Genomic DNA, 20,243 nt, shown 5'->3' with positions numbered 1-20,243 from the left:
TCGCTGTTTCAGTGGCTGAGCCGATCAGATCTCGGTTTTCAGACCTTTGTAGATACTGACACACATCAGCAGCAGAATTGCAGTGAACGGCAGACCGGTTGTGATCGCTCCCGCCTGCAGTGCAGTCAGTGCTTCAGAGCCACCACCGTAAAGCAGTACACCGGCAATCACACCCTGCAGAACCGCCCAGAAGATACGCTGCGGAACTGGCGCATCCACTTTACCGCCTGCGGTGATGGAATCGATTACCAGAGAACCGGAGTCGGAGGAGGTAATAAAGAACACCAGTACCAGAATAATCGCCATCGCTGAAGTGATCTGAGCCAGAGGCAGGTTTTCCAGCATCTGGAACATCGCCAGTGATACATCACCCAGACCATTCGCCAACTGACCTACACCACCCTGTACCTGATCCAGCGCCTGTGCACCGAAAGCAGACATCCAGACTGCGGATACCAGTGTCGGAATCAGCAGAACAGCGGTCATAAACTCACGTACAGTACGGCCTTTGGAGACACGTGCGATAAACATACCAACGAACGGTGACCAGGATACCCACCATGCCCAGTAGAACACGGTCCAGCCGGTGTAGAACTTCTCGTCTTCACGGCCCATCCAGTTACTCAGCGGCAGAATGTCTGTCGCGTAGTTACCCACCGTATTGAAGAGGTGACCGAAGAAACCTGTCAGCCCGCCGGCAATCACTACAAACAGCAGCAGTGCAGCAGCGATCAGCATGTTGATGTTACTCAACACTTTAACGCCACCATCCAGACCACGTACCACGGAGAAGATCGCAATCGCAGACACCGCCACGATAACCGCAATCTGTGTGGAGATGTTGTTATCAACGCCAAACAGGAAGTTCAGACCACTGGCCGCCTGAGAAGCACCCAGACCCAGTGAAGTCGCCAGACCGAAGATCGTCGCCAGTACCGCAACAATATCAATGATATGACCGGTCAGACCCCAGACCCGCTCACCCAACAGCGGATAGAAAGCAGAACGGATGGTCAGTGGCAGGCCCTTGTTGTAGGTGAAGAAACCCAGTGCGAGCGCGACCACACCGTAGATTGCCCAGGGGTGCAGGCCCCAGTGGAACATGGTCGCCGCCATGGCCGCATCCGCACCCGCCGGTGTCTTCGCTGCCGCGTTCAGAGGCGTACCCCACCAGTCGGTGTAGTAAGCCACAGGCTCGGCGACACTCCAGAACATCAGGCCGATACCCATACCTGCTGCGAACAGCATTGAGAACCAAGAGAGACGACTGAAATCGGGTTTGGCTGCTGCACCGCCGAGGCGTACTTTACCCACGGGCAGTACAATCAGGGCGAGACAGAACAGGACGAAGATATTGCCGCCGATCATAAACAACCAGTCAAAGGTTTCGATCGACCAGGTCCGCGCACCCACCAGCATATCTTTGGCATCGGCGGGAAACATAAGAGCGAGAATAATAAAGGTGAGAATTGCCAGCGCGCTGGTAGTAAAGACGGGGTTATGGATATCCATCCCCATTACCTGCACATTGTCCTGTCCGGCCTTATAGTCAGAGGTATACTCAGACGACTTAGGGCGGTTTAGAACTTGTTGGTTCATAGAACTCCTCCGGTTTTTATTATTAGAAGCACTGCATTGCCTTCGCGGCGCAGGTATCGCTTCCTTGTATTAGATAGCTCTTTCCGTCCCTTCCCGATCTCAGGTCACTATTAAAGAGTTACCACTTGTGAGTCTTGCCATTCTGCGAAACCTGAACAGAAACTGATCAGGCCTGATCTATCATACGAGCCCCTGTCCCGGCCATGCTGACTGGTTGCGACAGATAAGCGCCGCTTCTGTCTAAAATCGACATTGGCAAAACAGACAAACTTGAAAAATAAAATCCAATATAAACAGGAAGATAGAGAGAAAAAAACCAACAGGAAAAGTGCCGCAAAACAGGGCAACAGAAGCGGAGAAGTGCAGAGGTTTGCGCCAAAAAGAGGCGCTTTTTTGAGGAAAATCAGCAGCCGGCCGAAGCGGTCAGAGGGGCTGCAGATCCATCCAGGCGAGCCAGGCCATACTCAGGCTGATATAAAGCAGCAACAGCTCGCCGATGCGTTTCTTCCACACAGGGCGGGCTCGCTGCGGGCCGGAGCCTTTAGCCTGCATGGGTCGTTTCCCGGATCTGATCAATAAACTGCTGAACTTCAGGTAACAGGGTAATTTCACCCTTCTCCAGCGTACTGAACTGCGCTTCAACCAACGCAGACTGTGCTGAATCAGCTTCACACCAGGCGATCACCGCGTCCAGATTCTCCGCCAGAGATTCATCCGATTTGAGCGGTACGCCGCACGCTTTCAGTTTCTCAATCAGATCGATTTCATCGATCAGCTCAACAATCATCATCGCCATCACTCCCCTGTAAAAAAAGGCCCGGAGACAGGTTCCGGGCCTTACAGGTTATTACTTGATTACTTTCTCTTCCAGCAGCAGATTAAAGATCTCCTGCGCCATCTCACGGGCAGACCCCTCTTTAACCACCTTACCGGAGGCCCCCTGTGGTTTCGCGGTCGCCGCTTTGAATCGGTCAGCCGCGGTTTTTGCTTTCACCACCTTCAGGCGTTTTGGCTTCGGTTTAGCCGGCGCTTCAATCCATTCGCTGCGCGCGGTGTCTGCTACCGCAGCTACGGTTTGAGCCTTGATCTCGGCGCGCATACCGGGGCCATAAGCACTCTGACGTGCTTCCGGCGCCGCGTTATCAACGCTGGCTACAAACGGCAGCGCTACTTTAAGCGCACGTCGCTGACCGCGAGGCAACGCCAGCAGGACTTCAGCCACACCCTTCTCTACCGAGACGATATCTGCAATGCGTGGTACTACAGGCCAGCCCAGTTTCTCAGCCAGCAGATACGGCATCATGCCGGAAGATTCACCACTCTCGGCACGCACACCGGTCAGCAGAATATCCGGTTTGTTGCCCTGCAGGTAATCCGCAATGGAGATCACCGCATCATCTTTGGCACCGATCTTCAGTACCTGCATGGCACTGAGCCCGACTCCGGCGTAGCTACGCAGTGACGGTTCCTGCGGGTCACCGGCATGAAGCACGGTCAGACGTTCGGCGTTCAGCGTCATGCCCAGCTCTACCGCACGGGCATCCTGCTCGGCCCGGCGCTGACGGCCAGACTGCGGATGGCGTCCCACGGAAACCAGAGAGACGATATTCAGATTAGCGTTATCAGGCTGCATGCTGCTCCTCCCCCTGCGCTTGTTGTTCACGGTATTCCTGAGCCAGTTGTTGCAAGGCGCCCAATACCTCTTCACTGTCAGCGATCACACTCAGCGCGGCCCGTTTAACCATGTCACAACCGGCATCGGTATTAATGGCTATCACCTTGTCGCACTGGCCGATACCCTGCATATGCTGGATCGCACCCGAGATACCCACCGCCAGATAGACCCGTGCAGTAACCCAGGTACCGGTAGCACCCACCTGACGGAAGCGTGGCATAAAGCCATCATCCACCGCCACACGGCTGGCACCTTCGGTCGCCCCCAGCGTAGCGGCTGTCTCATGGAACTGATCCCAGTTGCGGATACCGTTACCGGCCGAGAGAATAAATTCAGCCTCAGCCAGCGGAATCGCATTCGGATCCACCGCCACTTCGCCCTGATCCTGCAACTGTGCCGCAATCACCGGCACCGCAGTAAGGCTCAGTTCGGTTGCTTCATGGCGGGTTTCGTCGATCGGATCTGCACACTCTTCCATCAGAATCAGCAGGCGTGGTGTTGTACGGCTGATATCGACACTGCTGCCCGCTGCCCGGCTGACACTGGTATCACCATTAATCTGCCAGACCTGCGTTGCCGCCCGCTCGCCCAGACGCGCCGACAGGCGGCAGCCCAGATCCGTACCGCCATTGACGCTGTCCGGGAACAACCAGTGTTTCGGCTGATACCCGGCTTCGATCGCTTCCAGTGCAGCCAGTTTCTGCTCAGGGCAGAAGCCTTCGTACTGTTCATCCTGCAGCAGGATCAGGCGATCAACACCGGCGGTATCAAAGTGTTCCTCTTTGCAACTGCCCATCACAACAGCCACTACAGCACCTTCACCTTCGTACTGTTTAACCAGTTGGTGTGCCTGACCAAGGATATCTTTATCCTGGCTGGTAAGACGACCGCCCACCATATCCGGCACCACCATAATGTAGAAATCGGGCTGCTCAACCTGATGCAGTGGCAACTGCACCTCCTGAGCCGCAGCACCGCGACGACCCACCATGCTCACAGTGGCGTTGCCTTTCAGCCGGTCAATACGCTTGATGCCGTTAGGGCCGATAAAACCGACCTTATGCGGGTTCTTGCGCAGCAGACCGCTCGGGCCACGTACTTCAGCCTGTTCACCGGCCGGATTGACCGTACCGTGCAGCGGATGCAAACGGTTACGGGCGATCCATTCGGCACGGGGATCACGTCGAAACAGATCAGACATCAGTGAACCTCCTCAATCAGTTGGCCGGCCAGAATTTCAGCGATATCTTTCACTTCCGGACGCGGTTCAACCACACCCTCCAGCATCGCTGTACACTGCTGACAGCCCACCGCTACCAGTTCGGCACCGGTTGTGTTGACATCTTCCATACGCATATCCGCAATACGGCGCTCACCCGGAATATCCGTGATCGGCGCACCGCCACCACCACCGCAGCAGCGGGAGCGGAAACCGGAACGTTCCATCTCGGCAATCTCAATACCCAGGCTGCGCAGCAGCTCACGCGGCGCTTCGTATTCGCCGTTGTAACGCCCCAGATAGCACGGGTCATGGTAGGTCACCGTACCACCACTGAACGCTTCCAGATTGAGGCGTTTTTCCTGCACCAACTGGTTCAGGTAGGTGGTGTGGTGCAAGACCTCAACACCTTCCAGCGCACGGCTGTTGAAGTCACCATACTCATTGCGCAGGCAGTGATACGCATGGGGATCGGTAGTAACAATCTTGCTGAACTTGTACTGCGACAGCACTTCCAGATTGCGTTTCGCCAGATTCTGGAACGCCGCATCATCACCCAGACGACGGGCCACATCACCGCTGTCCAGCTCCTCATCACCGAGTACTGCAAAGTCCACTTTCGCGGCTTTCAGCAACTTAACAAAAGAGCGCAAAATACGCTGGCTACGCATATCGAAGGCACCGTCAGATACCCAGAACAGCACGTCCGCTTCTTTCACATCGCTCATCAGCGGCAGGTTCTGATCCGCTGCCCAGTTGGTACCGCTCGCCGGTGAGTAACCGTTCGGGTTATCTGTGGCGATAATGTTATCCAGTACCTCAGCACCTTTGTTTGGCGTATTACCCTTCTCCATGGTCAGGAAACGACGCATATCAACAATCGCATCCACGTGCTCAATCATCATCGGGCACTCTTCCACACAGGCACGACAGGTAGTGCACGACCAGAGGGTTTCAGGATCGACCAGACCTTCGGTGATTACCTGATTCGGACCGCCCTGAGCGTAGCCCACCTCTTTACCCGGATAAGGGCTGCCAGCGTAGTTGGCATCCGTACCGCCAGCCAGACCGACCACCATATCCTGAATCAGCTTTTTCGGGTTCAGCGGCTGTCCTGCAGCATACGCCGGGCACATCGCCTCGCACTTACCACACTGAACACAGGCATCGAAGCCGAGCAACTGGTTCCACTTAAATTCGCTGGGCTTAGAGACACCCAGTACCCCTTCACCACGCTCGGCTTTTGCCAGATCCACCGGCTTGAGGCCGGTAGAACGACCGCCACCAAAACGCTCCGGACGACGATGAAACGCCAGATGCAGCGCACCGGCAAAGGCGTGCTTCATCGGACCGCCCCAGGTCATACCGAAGAACAGCTCACCCATACCCCAGACGATCAGTGCGCTCAGCACCAGTGTCAGAGCGATACCGCCCGTGCCTTCTGGCAGGATGCCTGCGGCGGGCAGGGTCAGAATGAAAAAGCCGGACGCAAAGGAGAGCAGGCTCTTAGGCAGACGCATCCACGGGCCTTTGGAGATCCGGCTTGGCGGGTTAAGACGACGTTTGTAGACAAAAATTGCACCGACAAACATCAGTGCCAGAGATGCCAGTAATGCCCAGGCCAGAATCTGGCTGTCGATGCCGAACAGATGAACCAGAATCAGCAGCACTGCAGAAAGGACAAAACCACCGCCGGTTGCGGCGTGGGTTTTCGACATATACTTGTCGCGCTCAACCACATCATGAAGGTCATGCAGGTAGCGTTTAGGCATCGCCATCAGGCCGGCGATGAGATTAACCGGCTCCGGTTGACCGGCACGCCAGAGATTAACCCGACGTACAGCACCGATCACTGCGAGCACCAGCACAACAGAGATCAGCAACGGGTGTAACCATTCCAAGTTCATAATTCACCCTCATAACACAGGTGGACGGGCAGTGAACCTGCCCTGTTATTCTTAATAAAAGCCAGCTAAGCGCCTGCTCTGCACCCCGGCGAGTGCCGGAGTGCGCAGGCACAGGCGGTTTACAGGAACATGCAGAGACGCAGCGCGTCGTACATTGCTGCATGGGTGTTGCGCTGGGAAACACAGTCGCCCAGACGCCACAGGATCATCCCGTCACCGGATTCAGCCAGAACCGGCTGTGGCTTGATATCGAACAGGGTGTCGTTGTCGATCTGACCTTTGTTGCGGGACTCCGCTTTCAGGCCGTAGTAAAGCTCTTCATTCGGACGCACACCGTTCTCAACCACCACCTGATCAACCACACGCTCCTCACGCTGACCGGTGTATTCGTTCTCCAGCACGGCGACCAGATTGTCGCCTTCGCGGTATACCTTCTCCAGCAGGAAGTCCGAGGTCATGATCACCTCTTTCTCATACAGAGAGCGGTAGTAGGTCGGGAATGTTGTACCACCGATACCTACACCCGGTTTGATATCGTCGGTCACCAGCTCAACCAGTGAGCCTTTAGACGCCAGATAATCCGCCGCAGACATACCGGAGAACTCACAGATGGTGTCGTAGATCAGTACGTTTTTGCCCGGCTCCGCCTTGCCGCTGAGGATATCCCAGCTAGACACCACCAGACCTTCGGCCGCACCCCATTCCGGGTTCTGGTCGATAAACGGACGACCGCCGGTTGCGATGATGCAGACATCCGGCTTCAGTTCACGAACCAGCTCTTCGTTGGCTTCCGTACCCAGACGGATATCCACACCCAGACGTTCCAGTTCCATCACCAGCCAGCGGGTGATACCGGCGATCTGATCACGCTGTGGCGCTTTAGCGGCCAGTGTGATCTGACCACCCAGCTCTTCAGCTTTCTCCAGCAGGATCACTTCGTGACCACGTTCAGCCGCAACACGCGCAGCTTCCAGACCACCCGGGCCACCGCCGACGATGACAACCTTGCGCACCGGACCGGTGGTTTTCTCAATAATGTGTGGCAGCCCCATGTACTCACGGGAGGTCGCCGCGTTCTGGATACAGAGTACATCCAGACCCTGATACTGACGGTCGATACAGTAGTTGGCACCGACACACTGACGGATCTGGTCTACCTGATCCATCTTGATCTTGGCGATCAGGTGCGGATCAGCAATATGCGCACGGGTCATGCCGACAAAATCAACGTAACCGGCTTCGATAATACGTTTAGCCTGGTTCGGATCTTTAATGTTCTGAGCGTGAATAACCGGCACATCCACCACCTCTTTGATGCCCGCTGCCAGATGCAGGAACGGCTCAGGTGGGTAGCTCATGTTAGGAATAACGTTGGCCAGCGTGTTGTGGGTGTCACAACCGGAACCCACCACACCAAAGAAGTCGAGCAGGCCGGTAGCGTTGTAGTAGGCGGCGATCTCTTTCATATCATCGTGGTTCAGACCGTCCGGGTGGAACTCGTCACCGGTAATACGCAGGCCAACCACGAAATCACGACCCACCTCTTCACGTACCGCTTTCAGGACTTCCATACCGAAACGCATACGGTTTTCGAAGGAACCGCCCCACTGATCAGTACGCTTGTTTACACGTGGAGACCAGAACTGATCGATCATATGCTGGTGAACCGCAGACAGTTCCACACCGTCCAGACCGCCCTCTTTGGCACGGCGTGCCGCCTGAGCGAAATCAGCAATAACGCGCCAGATCTCTTCCTCTTCGATGGTTTTACAGGTTGCGCGGTGAACCGGCTCACGGATACCGGATGGCGACATCAGGTTCGGCCAGTTTTCGCCATCCCAGCGGGAGCGACGGCCCATGTGAGTGATCTGAATCATGATCTTGCCGCCATGCTTGTGAACAGCATCAGCAAGATTCTGAAAATGAGGAATGATGCGGTCAGTTGACAGGTTAACCGAACTCCACCAGCTCTGTGGACTGTCGATAGATACCACACTGGAACCACCACAAATACAGAGACCACAACCACCCTTGGCTTTCTCTTCATAGTATTTTACGTAGCGATCCGTGGTCATACCGCCATCGGTGGCATACACCTCAGCGTGAGCAGTACTGACAATACGGTTACGAATGGTCAGGTTATTGATTTTGAGCGGCTCAAACAGAACGTCAAACTGGGACATAGTCATAGACCCCATCATTGCTTAACAGGCATAGACCTGTATTTAATTATTCTTTATGTGCAGGCGGCCCCTGACCGCCCGCAGATACTCTTGTCGGCTCTGCGCCATTCGGCTCAGAGCGGGGTTACCTCAAAGTAACCAACCTCACAGCCCTCTTCGGCGGCGCACTGAGTCTGCTCAGCTTTGGTACGCACGTCGTAACCCAGGCTTTCAGCGATCTGATCCATGGCACCGGCAAACCAGCCTGTGAACATGTAATCCACTTTGCGGTTAACCTGACCGTACTGGTAAACAAACGCGGAGTTTTCCAGACGTACTTTTGCGGTACCCTTTTCGATATCCAGCTCTTCAGTAATGAAGAAACCCCAACCACGCTGGGACAGACGCTTCATGTAGTGATGCCACACCTCTTCACCGGTAAAGCCGTGCTCTTCCGCTTCTTTCTCACACCAGTAGTGAGCTGACTTGTAGCCGGCTTTGTAGAGAATCTCTGCGTAACGCTCAGCACCAATCTCCTCTTCGATACCCATATGGTTGTTTACGAAGAAGTGGCGCGGTACGTAAAGCATCGGCAGTGCGTCTGTGGTCCAAACGCCGGTTACATCATCTACTTCAATTGGCATTTCTGGCGCATGTACACCCATATCTCTTTCCTCAAACCTGTTCTTGTTATTGCTAAATTAGTTAGTGTCCTGCTTATACGGGTTACTCGCCCCATACCTCTTTCAGCAGACTGACCCAGTTTTCACCCATGATTTTGCGAACCTGAGTCTCGGAGAACCCGTGGCGCAGCAGCGCTTCGGTCAGGTTCGGGAACTCACCCACCGTGCGGATACCTTTTGGATTAATGATCTCGCCAAAGCGGGTCAGACGACGGGCATAGCCTTTGTCGTGGGTCAGGTATTCAAAGAAATCGTGGCCGTGGCCCTGAGTGAAGTCAGTACCGATACCGATCGCATCTTCACCGACGATGTTGTAGACATACTGAATCGCTTCTACATAGTCATCGATGGTGGCGTTTACGCCCGCGCGCAGGAACGGAGTAAACATAGTGACGCCGACAAAACCGCCGTTGTCGGCGATATATTTCAGCTCTTCATCGGAACGGTTACGCGGATGCTCTTTCAGACCGGCCGGCAGGCAGTGGGAGTAGGCAACCGGCTTGGAGGATTCATCGATCACCTCCTTCGCGGTGTTAGGGCCCACATGGGACAGGTCGCAGAGCATGCCGACTTTGTTCATCTCGGCCACGATCTCACGACCAAAACCGGACAGGCCGCCGTCACGCTCATAGCAGCCGGTGCCGACCAGGTTCTGGGTGTTGTAGCACATCTGCACAATACCCACGCCCAGATCTTTAAAGACTTTGACGTAACCGATCTGATCTTCAAATGCGTGGGCATTCTGGAAGCCCATCATCACACCGGTTTTACCGGCGTCTTTAGCACGCTGAATATCTGCAGTCGTGCGCACCTTCATCAACAGGTCGCTGCTCTCTTCGATCAGCTCATTCATCTCGACGATGTTGCGCACCGTACCTTCAAAATTTTCCCAGAATGAAACCGTGCAGTTAGCAGCCGTCAGGCCACCCTTTGCCATATCTTCAAACAGTTCACGATTCCACTTCGCGCAGATCAAACCATCGATCACGATGGCATCTTTATGCAGTTCAGCTGCGTTCATCTTTCCGATCCTTTGTTCTGTTACTCGGGGTTTTCACCACAACGCCCTTTGCCATACGGCTCAGGGGACAGGCTGGGGTGATATTGGAGTTCCCCCAGATTTCCTTCAGTGTAATTTTTCAAAAAAAACCATTAGAGGCTGGAAACGACTAGCTCATTACCAAAACCGACGGCGCAAACAGAAAGAAAGGGCGCAAAGCCACACAGGTGGCGGCACAGACCTGAAAAGAAGAGGACAATAAGAAGAGAGAGAAAGACTGAAACAGGCCCCGAACGGGGCCCGAAATTACTTGTCTTTAAGGTTAACCGAACCGAAGGTGGATTCCTGCTTCGCGGCGCTGAATACCTCTTTAGACTGTTCATCCAGCACCGGTTTAAGGGCGCCATACACCGGTTTTTCGGTAATCGCTTCAGGCTGATCCGGCAGTGCAGATTGCTGCTTTTTCACCGTTGCCCGCTCCTCGCTCGGAGGAACACCCATCTGCTCGCGATAACATTTACTGAAGTGCGGCGTTGAGACAAAACCGCAGGCGGCTGCGATATCGATAATCGGCATACTGCTCTGCATCAGCAACTGTCGCGCACGCAGCAGGCGCAGACGCAGATAATATTTAGACGGCGAACACTCCAGATATTTCTGAAACAGGCGCTCAAGCTGACGGCGGGACAAACCGACGTAGCTGGCCAGCTCATCCATCTCGATCACCTCTTCGATATTCGCCTCCATCAGCGCCACTACTTCCAGCAGCTTAGGCTGCGCAGTACCCAGCACATGACGCAGCGGGACACGCTGCTGATCGCTGGTGTCTCGCACCCGTTCGCAGATAAACATCTCGGATATCGCGGCGGAGAGACGGTGACCATGCTCCTGCTTAATAAGCGTGAGCATCATATCTAACGGCACGGTACCGCCACTGCAGGTAAAACGATTACGATCAAGACTGAACAGCCGGTTTGTACACTTCACCAGAGGGAAGCGCTCCTGCATACCCGCCAGATACTCCCAGTGAATACTGCATTCATACCCGTTCATCAGCCCCGCATCCGCCAGCAGGTAAGAACCGGTGCAGAGCCCGCCGAGGTTACACCCTTTACGGTCCATCTCGGTTAACCAGCGCACATGGGATTTGTTATAGGCCTTGGATACATTCACCCCACCGGCGACAAAAACAGTATCCAGATCAGAGACCTCATCAACCGATGAATCCGGGGTGATCAGAATGCCATCACTGGCCCTGACAGGCTGACCACCGACACTCAGGGTAGACCAGGCATAAAGCTGCTCGCCACTGAGCTGATTAGCCATACGCAACGCCTCGACCGCCGAAGCGAGCGAGATCATGGTGAAATTATTCAGAAGCAGAAAGCCGATATGCCGCGCAGGCTGACGCTGCGCATCGTCGATATTGTGAGCCATTAACATCTAACCCAAACCAGAAACAGACACACTGCCAGCCCACAGGACGCGGGGTGGCAGTGCTTTAAACAACGAGTTTAGCCGGATTAATCAGCCTTGTCGCCTGTCTCGGGTTAACACTCGATCGCGTTGACCGCCAGGCCACCGCGCGATGTTTCCTTGTACTTATCCTGCATATCCATGCCCGTATCACGCATGGTCTTAATCACCTTATCCAGCGAGATAAAGTGCTCGCCGTCACCGCGCAGGGACATCTGCGTGGCATTGATCGCCTTCATCGCAGCAATCGCGTTGCGCTCGATGCACGGCACCTGCACCAGACCGCCCACCGGGTCACAGGTCAGCCCCAGATTGTGCTCAAGCCCGATCTCAGCCGCATTTTCAACCTGAGCCGGTGTGCCGCCCAGCACTTCGCAAAGACCTGCTGCCGCCATGGCACAGGCAGAACCCACCTCGCCCTGACAGCCCACTTCAGCGCCGGAGATAGAGGCATTTTTCTTACACAGGGCACCAATGGCCGCCGCTGCCAACAGAAAATCCACCACATTCTCCTCGCTCGGATTCGGGGTGAACTCCATGTAATACATCAGTACCGCCGGAATAATGCCCGCCGCACCGTTGGTGGGTGCTGTGACCATCCGGCCGCCACCGGCGTTCTCTTCATTCACCGCCAGCGCATAAAGGTTAACCCAGTCCATTGCGCCCAGTGTGGAGCTGATAACATTCGGCTTGGTCGAGCGGATCAGGGATTTATGCAGCCCCATGGCCCGACGTTTTACAAACAGACCACCCGGCAGCGTACCCTCTTTGTGCAGGCCGTTGGCGATACACTCTTTCATCGCCGCCCAGATATCCATCAGCCCGTCGCGAATCTCCTGCTCAGTGCGCCAGACCTTTTCGTTCTCCATCATCAGCTCACTGATACGCAGGCCGTTATCCTGACAGAGATTCAGCAGCTCAACCGCATTGTTGAATTCGTAAGGCAGCTCCACCTGCGGCACCAGATGCGCATCCGCTGTAGCCTGACTCTCATCGATAACAAACCCGCCGCCGATGGAGTAGTAGGTATTTTCGAACAGGATCTGCCCTTCTGCTGCAAACGCACTCAGGCGCATCGCATTCGGGTGATAATCCAGATTCTCTTCGAGGAAACGCATATCACGTTCCCAGACAAAATCGATCTCAAAACGGTTCAGCAGCTTCAGCTTATGGTTGGCCTTAAGCGCTTCCACCTCCGGCAGAATCATCTCCGGGTCGATACTGTTAGGGCGCTCCCCCATCAGACCAACAATCACCGAATTATCAGTACCGTGACCCACACCGGTTGCACTCAGGGAGCCATACAGCGCCACCTCAACCCGGCTGACATCCGCCGCAACTCCACGGGTTTCCAGCTCTGCGGCAAACTCCGCTGCAGCCAACATCGGTCCCACCGTATGAGAACTGGATGGGCCTACGCCTATTTTAAAAAGATCAAAAACACTGATAGACATACTGACTCCGCCGCGCAGGGGTGCGCTGATTCTTGTTGTGATAAAGAACGGATTATGCGCTCCCCCCAGAATCACGTATGTCAGATTACGACCTGTAGTTTGCTGAAAAAACCTGTTGCCGGAGGCCGATCACCCCGCAACGGCGACAACCTGCGCCGTTTCTGAAAAGCAATAAACGACGTATAAAACAAAAGAAACGAACATAAAAAAGCAGCCCTAAGGCTGCTTGATTATTGAGGTATCGCTTGTGGAAATGGGCACATGTCGGTGCGTGACACGGTGTAGACCACCCAGGCTATGCCCATCTGACCTGAGGTCTTCTAACGACACTTAGCGGACACCATTCAATCACCGCCACCTCCGTCGCCTCCTGTACTTTCCACTTTATTTGAGTCAGAAGGGCTAGAGCCATTACTTGATGCATCTGCAAATATGAACGATAGCATTAAGAAACGCATGATAAATGTTTGACCTTTAGGGTGCCTCTTCGCTTTAATCTCCTCCATGAGCATCATTATGACGAGTGAAGCACCAACTAAGGGTATTAACCAAATAAGAAAAAACTGTGCTCGTTTCTGACCTAAGCTATACAGCTCACTTTGGTTGAGGTGGTAAGTGGCAACAATGTTGAGGTAAACCACAAGCCCGATAAATAAAAAAAGTATTGTTTCTGCCATCAACAATTAGCCTCCATGCAGCAGCGGGCTTACTCTTATTTCAACGTCTCAGATCGACACTTAGCTGCCATGAACTGGGACAAATTTTTGCTGCGGAGCGCTTAAAAGACAGTCCCGCCACGAAGCGACAACAACAGTCACTTGTTATGTATGACTGATAAGGTCACCGTAACCCCATATGATGGTTCCGAGTATTGCCATCAAAAAGCCAGAGTGAATTGATAGCTTTTGCCGAGTAGAAATGCTCTCTAGCTCAACTAACTCGTCAGTAATAATCTTGGCTACATACTTAGATTCACTTATAACCCCCAAAACTACTAGAATTGATCCAGACCGTTGGAACCAAGATGTAGGGGACATGAAGCCTGCTTGATCCAAAAAAACGGAAATAGCTGTCACTACAATACCAACAACTATAAAAACTATTTCTCTTATCCCTGACGGATAATATTCCGAAGATTTCTCGTCCACTATTAACCTCGACTAAGGCAATGTGAGTTTAAGTACATAACAATTAGCAAACCGCCCGAAATGAAAACATCCTGTAAAGGTAAAATCCGCATAGCGACCAAATACTGAAACTTGTTAGTTGTTTATTCCCCAAACCCTTTTCAACCTTTTCGAAAAAGCATCCAAGTCCTGAAAAATGGTATCTTCTGAAACACCAAGTATGTATAGTTCGTCAAGTATCTTTTCTCGCGTTCTTTTACCATTTAATTCCAATTTCACTATACCTTTTTTAACTGGAGACAAAACATGATCTATTTTTTCAGTAGATGTTCCATGAAGTGTAAAGCAGCCTTTCTGAGAAACAAGCCTTCTATTTCTTGGCTGAACCCTTATTGCAATAGGGCCCTCCAACATCTCACTATCTTCATAGCCACCTAATGGTTCTGGTAGATACTTATCTAAATCAAATTTTTTCCGCAAATACCGATCTGAAATAGAAATATGCCCTTCCCATTCGACCGATTTTTTATTTAATTCGAAAGGATCAATCGCCCATATAACCCTATTCTCATTCACCTCATCTTTTTCCAAAGCAAAGAACAATGCTATTAAAGGCGATGTAGTCCAATCTAATAATCTAGTTGGCAATCCATAATGTTGCGCAAGAGCATAGACATCAAATCCATCGCTTAACTCTTCAGAAGAGTACAAAAGATATTCATTAACCCACTCTTCTATAATTGCTTGATGCCTACCTTCTTCTATACCTCTCCATATTGCGCCAGGCAATAGTTCATAGGATTTATCCGATACCCCTCTAAACCATATTTCTGCACCATTATTTAGGAGATATCTCTTCACTTTTTTAATAGCATTTAAATACCCAGACAAGCTTTTTATTTGAATTATTTCCATATACATCTCCTAAAAACCATCTATGGACACCCCGTTTTATGCAAGCAAAATTTTTCATGACATAAAGGCATTTCAGCCATCTATCCGGGTTTTAAATGAGGTGCTTACCTCTACCCCTGATGAATTCCGCTGACTGGGTGCTAATCATTTTAACGTCCTCTATTACGAACGATGTTAGTCGCAGCATTACCCCGTCAAGGTTTTACCTGTCTGTCATCAAACAGTTTTGCCCACGCAAACCTCAGCGTGCCCTGTTATCGTTTTATCCTACAGCCGGTTCTATATACCGCTGCCCTTTATTCAGTAGCGCCCATGCTATTCGGGCCAACTTATTCGCCATTGCAACAATGACCACGTTCTTATTTGCTCGCAGTGATAACGCATGTAACCAGTTACTTGTGACATTTTTCCTGGTCGTTGAATGCCTAAGCACTGCGCGCGCACAATGAATCAACATCCTTCGGATGTACCCGTCACCGCGATTATTGATTTCTCTGAGCACAGTTTTACCGCCACTGGAGTGCTGTCGTGGTACTAGGCCTAACCATGCTGAAAGTTGTCGACCATTCTTAAATGCAAATGCATTACCCACAATCGCGACCCAGAGTGGGCAACTTTTATGAACCAAAGAACACGGATGTACCAGAATCAACTCGATCGCATGGCGAGCGCGCGGGCGGCAAAAGAAAGGAAAAGACTTAAGAAGTGTGGTCATCATCCTGATAAATCCGCCTGAACTACCTACACTGCGCAGGTTGATCGAAATCACAGACTTTTATTCGGGTACTCCGGTTACCCACCGCTTTGAACTATATCGTACCTCGCGGATTGATTGCTACAGTGTTTGGATTGACGGCAAGCTTTGGAAAGAGCGTATTGGCTGGAGCCGAATATTAGAAGGACTACGAAAAGCGTTACCCCGCCTCAGGCAAGATGCATGAATGTCCGCTTTTGGCACACTGCGGTCGTCCCGGATCTGCTGCTCGATTCATTATAAGAAACGACAACTTCAAACTCAGTGCCCGTAGGACCCTCTCGATCTGCAATGATGCTCTGGTCACACCCCCAGCCTGAAAACCTCAAAAGTTGCCGGAAACCACCCATTTCAGCCAGCCGCCTCGGCGAAATTACACCCAAATAGAACAGTCCTTTACAAAGCCCGCGACAGAGATAAATGGAAATACCGTTGCGATTCAGGGGATTGCGACTTTAGTCTTACAACTGGCCCTCATCTTGCTTTTACCGTCTCCTATAACAAAAACAAAGAGCAAGACTATGCAGTGCTATGCCGCCCCCTACTCTGCGGTACTTTCATCTCCGGATACGAGGGTACGCTGATGCAGATCCGAACCATTCTTCTGACACTGACCCTGTTCTGCTGCCTTGTGGCCGGGCTCAGCGTGCTGTTCTCCTATCATCAATCACAGATGACCGTGCTGGCGCGGGAGGAGAACAACATCAACACCACCGCCAAGCTGCTGGCAGTTGAGCTGGAAACCGCACTTAACAACTACCGCAAGGTCACCTCAACCATGGCCGCGATGTCGGCCACACTCTCGGTGATGGCCCCCGAGAACCGAACAAGTCAGCACCATTATGCGCAGGCCAAAGCCCTGCTGAACAAATTCTGCATCAATAATATGGCAAGCCTCTGTTACCTGATGTCGCCTCTTGGCGAGGTGATTGTCGAGAACCGTGCCAGCCCTGAACAGAGCCTTGAGGGTAAGAACTATGCCTTTCGGCCTTATTTCAGCCACTCACTGAAAGCAGAGGAAACCGTGTACGCCGCCTTCGGTATTACCACCCGCCAGCGGGGTATCTATTTTGGTCATCGCATCACCGATCAGAATAATCAGACACTGGGGGTGGCGGTCGTTAAAGTCCCGATGGAGAACTTTGAGCGATCACTGGCAGGGCTCTCCGGTGCTTCCCTTCTGCTGGACCCGGAGGGTGTGATTTTTGCCGCTAACCGGTCCGAGTGGGTACTCAGCAGCCTCTGGCCCCTGTCTGCACAGGAACAGGCAGAAAAGAAAACCAACCTGCAATATGCCGGACTGCACATCGCCGATCTGGGATTCCGCTTCAACCCCGACCGCCACTATCTGCTGAACAACAAAGAACAGGCCTACTATATCGGTGCCGCACCGCTGCAAAACCTGCCCGGCTGGCAGGTGATGCACCTGCAGGACCCGCACCAGGCCAGCCCCTTTTCCGGTTCCATTATCGCAGTGGTCAGCCTGCTGTTTCTGGTCGCCTGCATCACTTCGTTACTGCTCTTCCGGGTCGGCATGGGTGATCTGAAACGCCGGGTTACGGCTGAGGAGGAGCTGAAGAACAGTGAGATCCGTCTGCGCCAGCTCACAGAGCTGACCAGCGAAGGTATTCTGATCCACCATCAGGGCACGATAATCGACAGTAACCATGCGGCGGAGCAGATCTTCGGCCTCTCCCGTGAGGAGTTGATCGATACCGATATCTGGCAACTGATGGCGCCCGAGAGCGTCGCTACAGCGGTACACAATATGCAGAGCGGTTATGAACGGCCATACGATATTGAAGGCCGGCGCCGGGATGGTGAAATATTCCCGATGCAGATCTGCGCCCGTGACAGCCTGTTACGGGGTAAAGGGATCCGGGTCTGTTGTATACGTGACCTGACCCAGAGCCAGAAACAGGTGACCGACCGGCTCTCTCAGGCGATCCATATCGCCCGTGAGGATCACCATCAGCTCAGCATACTCTACATCGATCTGGATAATTTCAAACGCTTCAACGACAGTTGGGGACATGATTTCGGGGATCGCCTGCTTACCGTTATCACCCAGAAATTCCGCGCTGCGCTTTCTGACAAAGACAGCCTGATCCGCTTTGGTGGCGACGAGTTTGTGGTGATACTCCAACACGTCGACCAGCATAATCCCGCACTCACCCGCATCGAGCAGCTCATACGCATTCTTAATGAAGATTGCCTGATCGATGACCGCAATATCAGCCTGTCGGCGACCTTTGGCATCGCCACCTATCCTGAGCACGGCTCCACCCCTAAGGCGTTGTTACAAAATGCGGAACTGGCGATGTACCGCTGCCGGGAGATGGGCGGACAGGGTTTCTATGCTTTTTACAATAACGAGATGAGCGCGCAGGCAAAGTATCGGCTCAATCTTGAACAGCAGTTACGTCATGCATTGGAAGAAGATGAGCTCAGCCTGCACTACCAGCCCGTATACAGTTACCTGCATCAGCAACCCCGGCTGTGCGCCGCCGAAGTGCTGGTTCGCTGGCACAGCAAAGAACTGGGCATGGTTGGGCCCGATCAGTTTATTCCGATTGCCGAAAGCTCAGGGCTGATTGTGGAGATTGGCAACTGGATTCTGCGTGAAGCCTGCCATCAGGGTGCAATCTGGGCCGCACAGGGCCACACTGACTTCCGTCTGGCGGTCAATATCTCACCCAGACAACTACAGCAGAAACAGTTTATCGATGCCCTGAAACAGATTCTTAAAGAGAGCGGCTTTCCCCCCAACCGGCTCTGTCTCGAGATTACCGAAGGGATGCTGATTGAAGATGATCTGTTCGCGGGCCAGATACTCAGCCAGATCAAAGCATCAGGCGTGCATCTGGCAATTGATGATTTTGGCACCGGTTATTCGTCGCTGTCCTACCTTAAGCGCTATCCGTTTGATTACCTGAAAATCGATCGCAGCTTTGTTATGGATATGGAGCAGGATGACAGCCATCAGCAACTGGTCAAAGCCTGTATCCTGATGGCGCACGGGCTGTCCCTCAAAGTGATCGCAGAGGGTGTAGAAACCAGCGGGCAACTGCATTACCTGAGTCAGCAGCGCTGCGACTTTTATCAGGGGTACCTGCTCAGTAAACCACTCGCGAGAGCGTGCTTTGAAGCGGAGCTGGAAAATTCACAAGCCCAAACAGCGCTCATGGCTGAAGCGGAACACGCTGACCTCAGCGCTGCCCTATGAGATTCGGGCAGTACCAGAAAGGATGAACCAGACCGGGCGGATCGGGTAATAACCGCTATTCTGGGAGTTGCGGCAAACGCCCGGTCGGGTTCAAACAGGGACTCAGAAAACCGGTTTAGTTGCTGAAAACAACCGTGCGGCTTCCATTGAGAAACACGCGCTTTTCAACGTGGTAACGCACCGCGTTAAACAGCGTAATACGCTCAACATCCTGCCCTTTGGAGATCAGATCTTCCGGGTAATGGGCATGATCTACCTGCTGCAGGCCCTGAGCAATGATCGGGCCTTCATCCAGATCGTTGTTCACATAATGGGCCGTTGCACCCACCATTTTCACGCCCTTCTCCCAGGCCTGATGGTAAGGTCGTGCGCCTTTAAAGCCCGGCAGCAGCGAGTGGTGAATGTTGATCGCCTTGCCATCCAGCCGCTCACACAACCAGGGCGAGAGCACCTGCATGTAACGCGCCAGCACGACCAGATCGATATCGTACTGCTCCAGCAGTTTAACGATCTCCGCTTCCTGATAAGGCTTAGTTTCAGCGCTGATCGGCAGGTGGTAATACGGAATATCGTGCCACTCGGCCAGATGTTCCAGATCCGGGTGGTTGGAGATAATCACCGGCACTTCGATATTAAGCTGGCCGGTACGATGGCGATAAAGCAGATCATTCAGACAGTGATCATACTTCGACACCAGAATCGCGACCCGCGGGCGGTATTGCGGAGGGGTCAGCTCCCACTCCATCTCAAACGGTTTTGCCCGTGGTGTAAAATCCGCCGCAAAAGACTCGGCACTGAAGGATTCTTCCTTCGGCTGAAATTCAATGCGGATAAAGAAACGTCCCGCTTCGCGGTCGTCGAATGAGTGGATCTCATCAACATAGTTACCGCTTTCGGCCATAAACCGGGTTACCACATCAACGGTACCCAGCCGGCTCGGACAACTGGCGGTAAAGATCCAGGGTTTGCTTTGGCTGTTCATAGCAACCTCATTATTATTCTGTGTGCTGGCCCGTTGCCGGGCCAGACACGTGCGCGTTATCCGG

Annotated in this window: 16 protein-coding genes; 1 reads left to right on the top strand and 15 read right to left on the bottom strand. The window is 53.0% G+C overall.

Going from position 1 to position 20,243, the window contains the following annotated elements; genetic code table 11:
• Positions 1-24: 24 nt before the first annotated feature.
• The 14 genes from QUD59_RS14755 to QUD59_RS14690 all read right to left on the bottom strand — a co-directional run bounded on the left by QUD59_RS14755 (position 25) and on the right by QUD59_RS14690 (position 15,932).
• A complete protein-coding gene (locus QUD59_RS14755; RefSeq protein ID WP_286237906.1) occupies positions 25-1,599 on the bottom strand; it encodes a BCCT family transporter in 1,575 nt (524 codons plus the stop codon).
• 423 nt (positions 1,600-2,022) lie between these two features.
• Entirely contained in the window at positions 2,023-2,151 is a 129-nt protein-coding gene (locus tag QUD59_RS14750) for a hypothetical protein (protein WP_286237904.1), read from the bottom strand.
• On the bottom strand, positions 2,141-2,395 hold the full coding sequence (locus tag QUD59_RS14745) for a hypothetical protein (RefSeq protein ID WP_286237903.1): 255 nt from the start codon (positions 2,393-2,395) through the stop codon (positions 2,141-2,143). Before QUD59_RS14745 ends, QUD59_RS14750 begins: the two co-directional genes overlap by 11 nt.
• 51 nt (positions 2,396-2,446) lie before the next feature.
• Entirely contained in the window at positions 2,447-3,232 is a 786-nt protein-coding gene (gene etfB / locus QUD59_RS14740; protein WP_286237902.1) for an electron transfer flavoprotein subunit beta, read from the bottom strand.
• A complete protein-coding gene (gene etfA, locus QUD59_RS14735; protein ID WP_286237901.1) occupies positions 3,222-4,475 on the bottom strand; it encodes an electron transfer flavoprotein subunit alpha in 1,254 nt (417 codons plus the stop codon). The genes etfB and etfA overlap by 11 nt, the downstream gene beginning before the upstream one ends.
• Entirely contained in the window at positions 4,475-6,400 is a 1,926-nt protein-coding gene (locus QUD59_RS14730) for a (Fe-S)-binding protein (protein ID WP_286237899.1), read from the bottom strand. Before QUD59_RS14730 ends, etfA begins: the two co-directional genes overlap by 1 nt.
• A gap of 119 nt (positions 6,401-6,519) precedes the next feature.
• Entirely contained in the window at positions 6,520-8,583 is a 2,064-nt protein-coding gene (gene dgcA / locus QUD59_RS14725; protein ID WP_286241040.1) for a dimethylglycine demethylation protein DgcA, read from the bottom strand.
• 113 nt (positions 8,584-8,696) lie between these two features.
• The gene (locus QUD59_RS14720) at positions 8,697-9,227 is read right to left on the bottom strand and encodes a 4-vinyl reductase (protein ID WP_286237897.1); all 531 of its coding nucleotides are present in this window, start codon (positions 9,225-9,227) and stop codon (positions 8,697-8,699) included.
• A gap of 61 nt (positions 9,228-9,288) precedes the next feature.
• Positions 9,289-10,266 carry a dipeptidase gene (locus tag QUD59_RS14715; RefSeq protein WP_286237895.1) on the bottom strand — a complete coding sequence of 326 codons (978 nt, stop codon included), beginning with the start codon at positions 10,264-10,266 and terminating at the stop codon, positions 9,289-9,291.
• A 285-nt stretch (positions 10,267-10,551) separates the two neighbouring features.
• The gene (gene gbdR / locus QUD59_RS14710; protein ID WP_286237894.1) at positions 10,552-11,682 is read right to left on the bottom strand and encodes a choline metabolism transcriptional regulator GbdR; all 1,131 of its coding nucleotides are present in this window, start codon (positions 11,680-11,682) and stop codon (positions 10,552-10,554) included.
• Between the two features lie 113 nt (positions 11,683-11,795).
• Positions 11,796-13,175 carry an L-serine ammonia-lyase gene (locus tag QUD59_RS14705; protein WP_286237892.1) on the bottom strand — a complete coding sequence of 460 codons (1,380 nt, stop codon included), beginning with the start codon at positions 13,173-13,175 and terminating at the stop codon, positions 11,796-11,798.
• Positions 13,176-13,519: 344 nt separating this feature from the next.
• A complete protein-coding gene (locus tag QUD59_RS14700; RefSeq protein WP_286237891.1) occupies positions 13,520-13,852 on the bottom strand; it encodes a hypothetical protein in 333 nt (110 codons plus the stop codon).
• Between the two features lie 585 nt (positions 13,853-14,437).
• Positions 14,438-15,217: an FRG domain-containing protein gene (locus QUD59_RS14695; RefSeq protein WP_286237890.1), complete on the bottom strand. Its 780-nt coding sequence runs from the start codon at positions 15,215-15,217 to the stop codon at positions 14,438-14,440.
• A 262-nt stretch (positions 15,218-15,479) separates the two neighbouring features.
• Positions 15,480-15,932: a transposase gene (locus QUD59_RS14690; protein ID WP_286241039.1), complete on the bottom strand. Its 453-nt coding sequence runs from the start codon at positions 15,930-15,932 to the stop codon at positions 15,480-15,482.
• A 622-nt stretch (positions 15,933-16,554) separates the two neighbouring features.
• On the opposite strand from QUD59_RS14690, the gene QUD59_RS14685 reads away from it, so the two are divergent.
• A complete protein-coding gene (locus QUD59_RS14685; RefSeq protein ID WP_286237889.1) occupies positions 16,555-19,197 on the top strand; it encodes a bifunctional diguanylate cyclase/phosphodiesterase in 2,643 nt (880 codons plus the stop codon).
• A gap of 115 nt (positions 19,198-19,312) precedes the next feature.
• Here the strand turns inward: QUD59_RS14685 and purU are convergent, their stop codons facing one another.
• On the bottom strand, positions 19,313-20,179 hold the full coding sequence (gene purU / locus QUD59_RS14680) for a formyltetrahydrofolate deformylase (RefSeq protein WP_286237888.1): 867 nt from the start codon (positions 20,177-20,179) through the stop codon (positions 19,313-19,315).
• Positions 20,180-20,243 lie beyond the last annotated feature (64 nt).

Origin of the sequence: Neptuniibacter halophilus (genome assembly GCF_030295765.1) — a bacterium.
Classification (GTDB): Bacteria; Pseudomonadota; Gammaproteobacteria; order Pseudomonadales; family Balneatricaceae; genus Neptuniibacter; species Neptuniibacter halophilus.
Note: the sequence above shows the minus strand (reverse complement) of the source record. Positions and strands in the feature narration are given on the sequence as shown.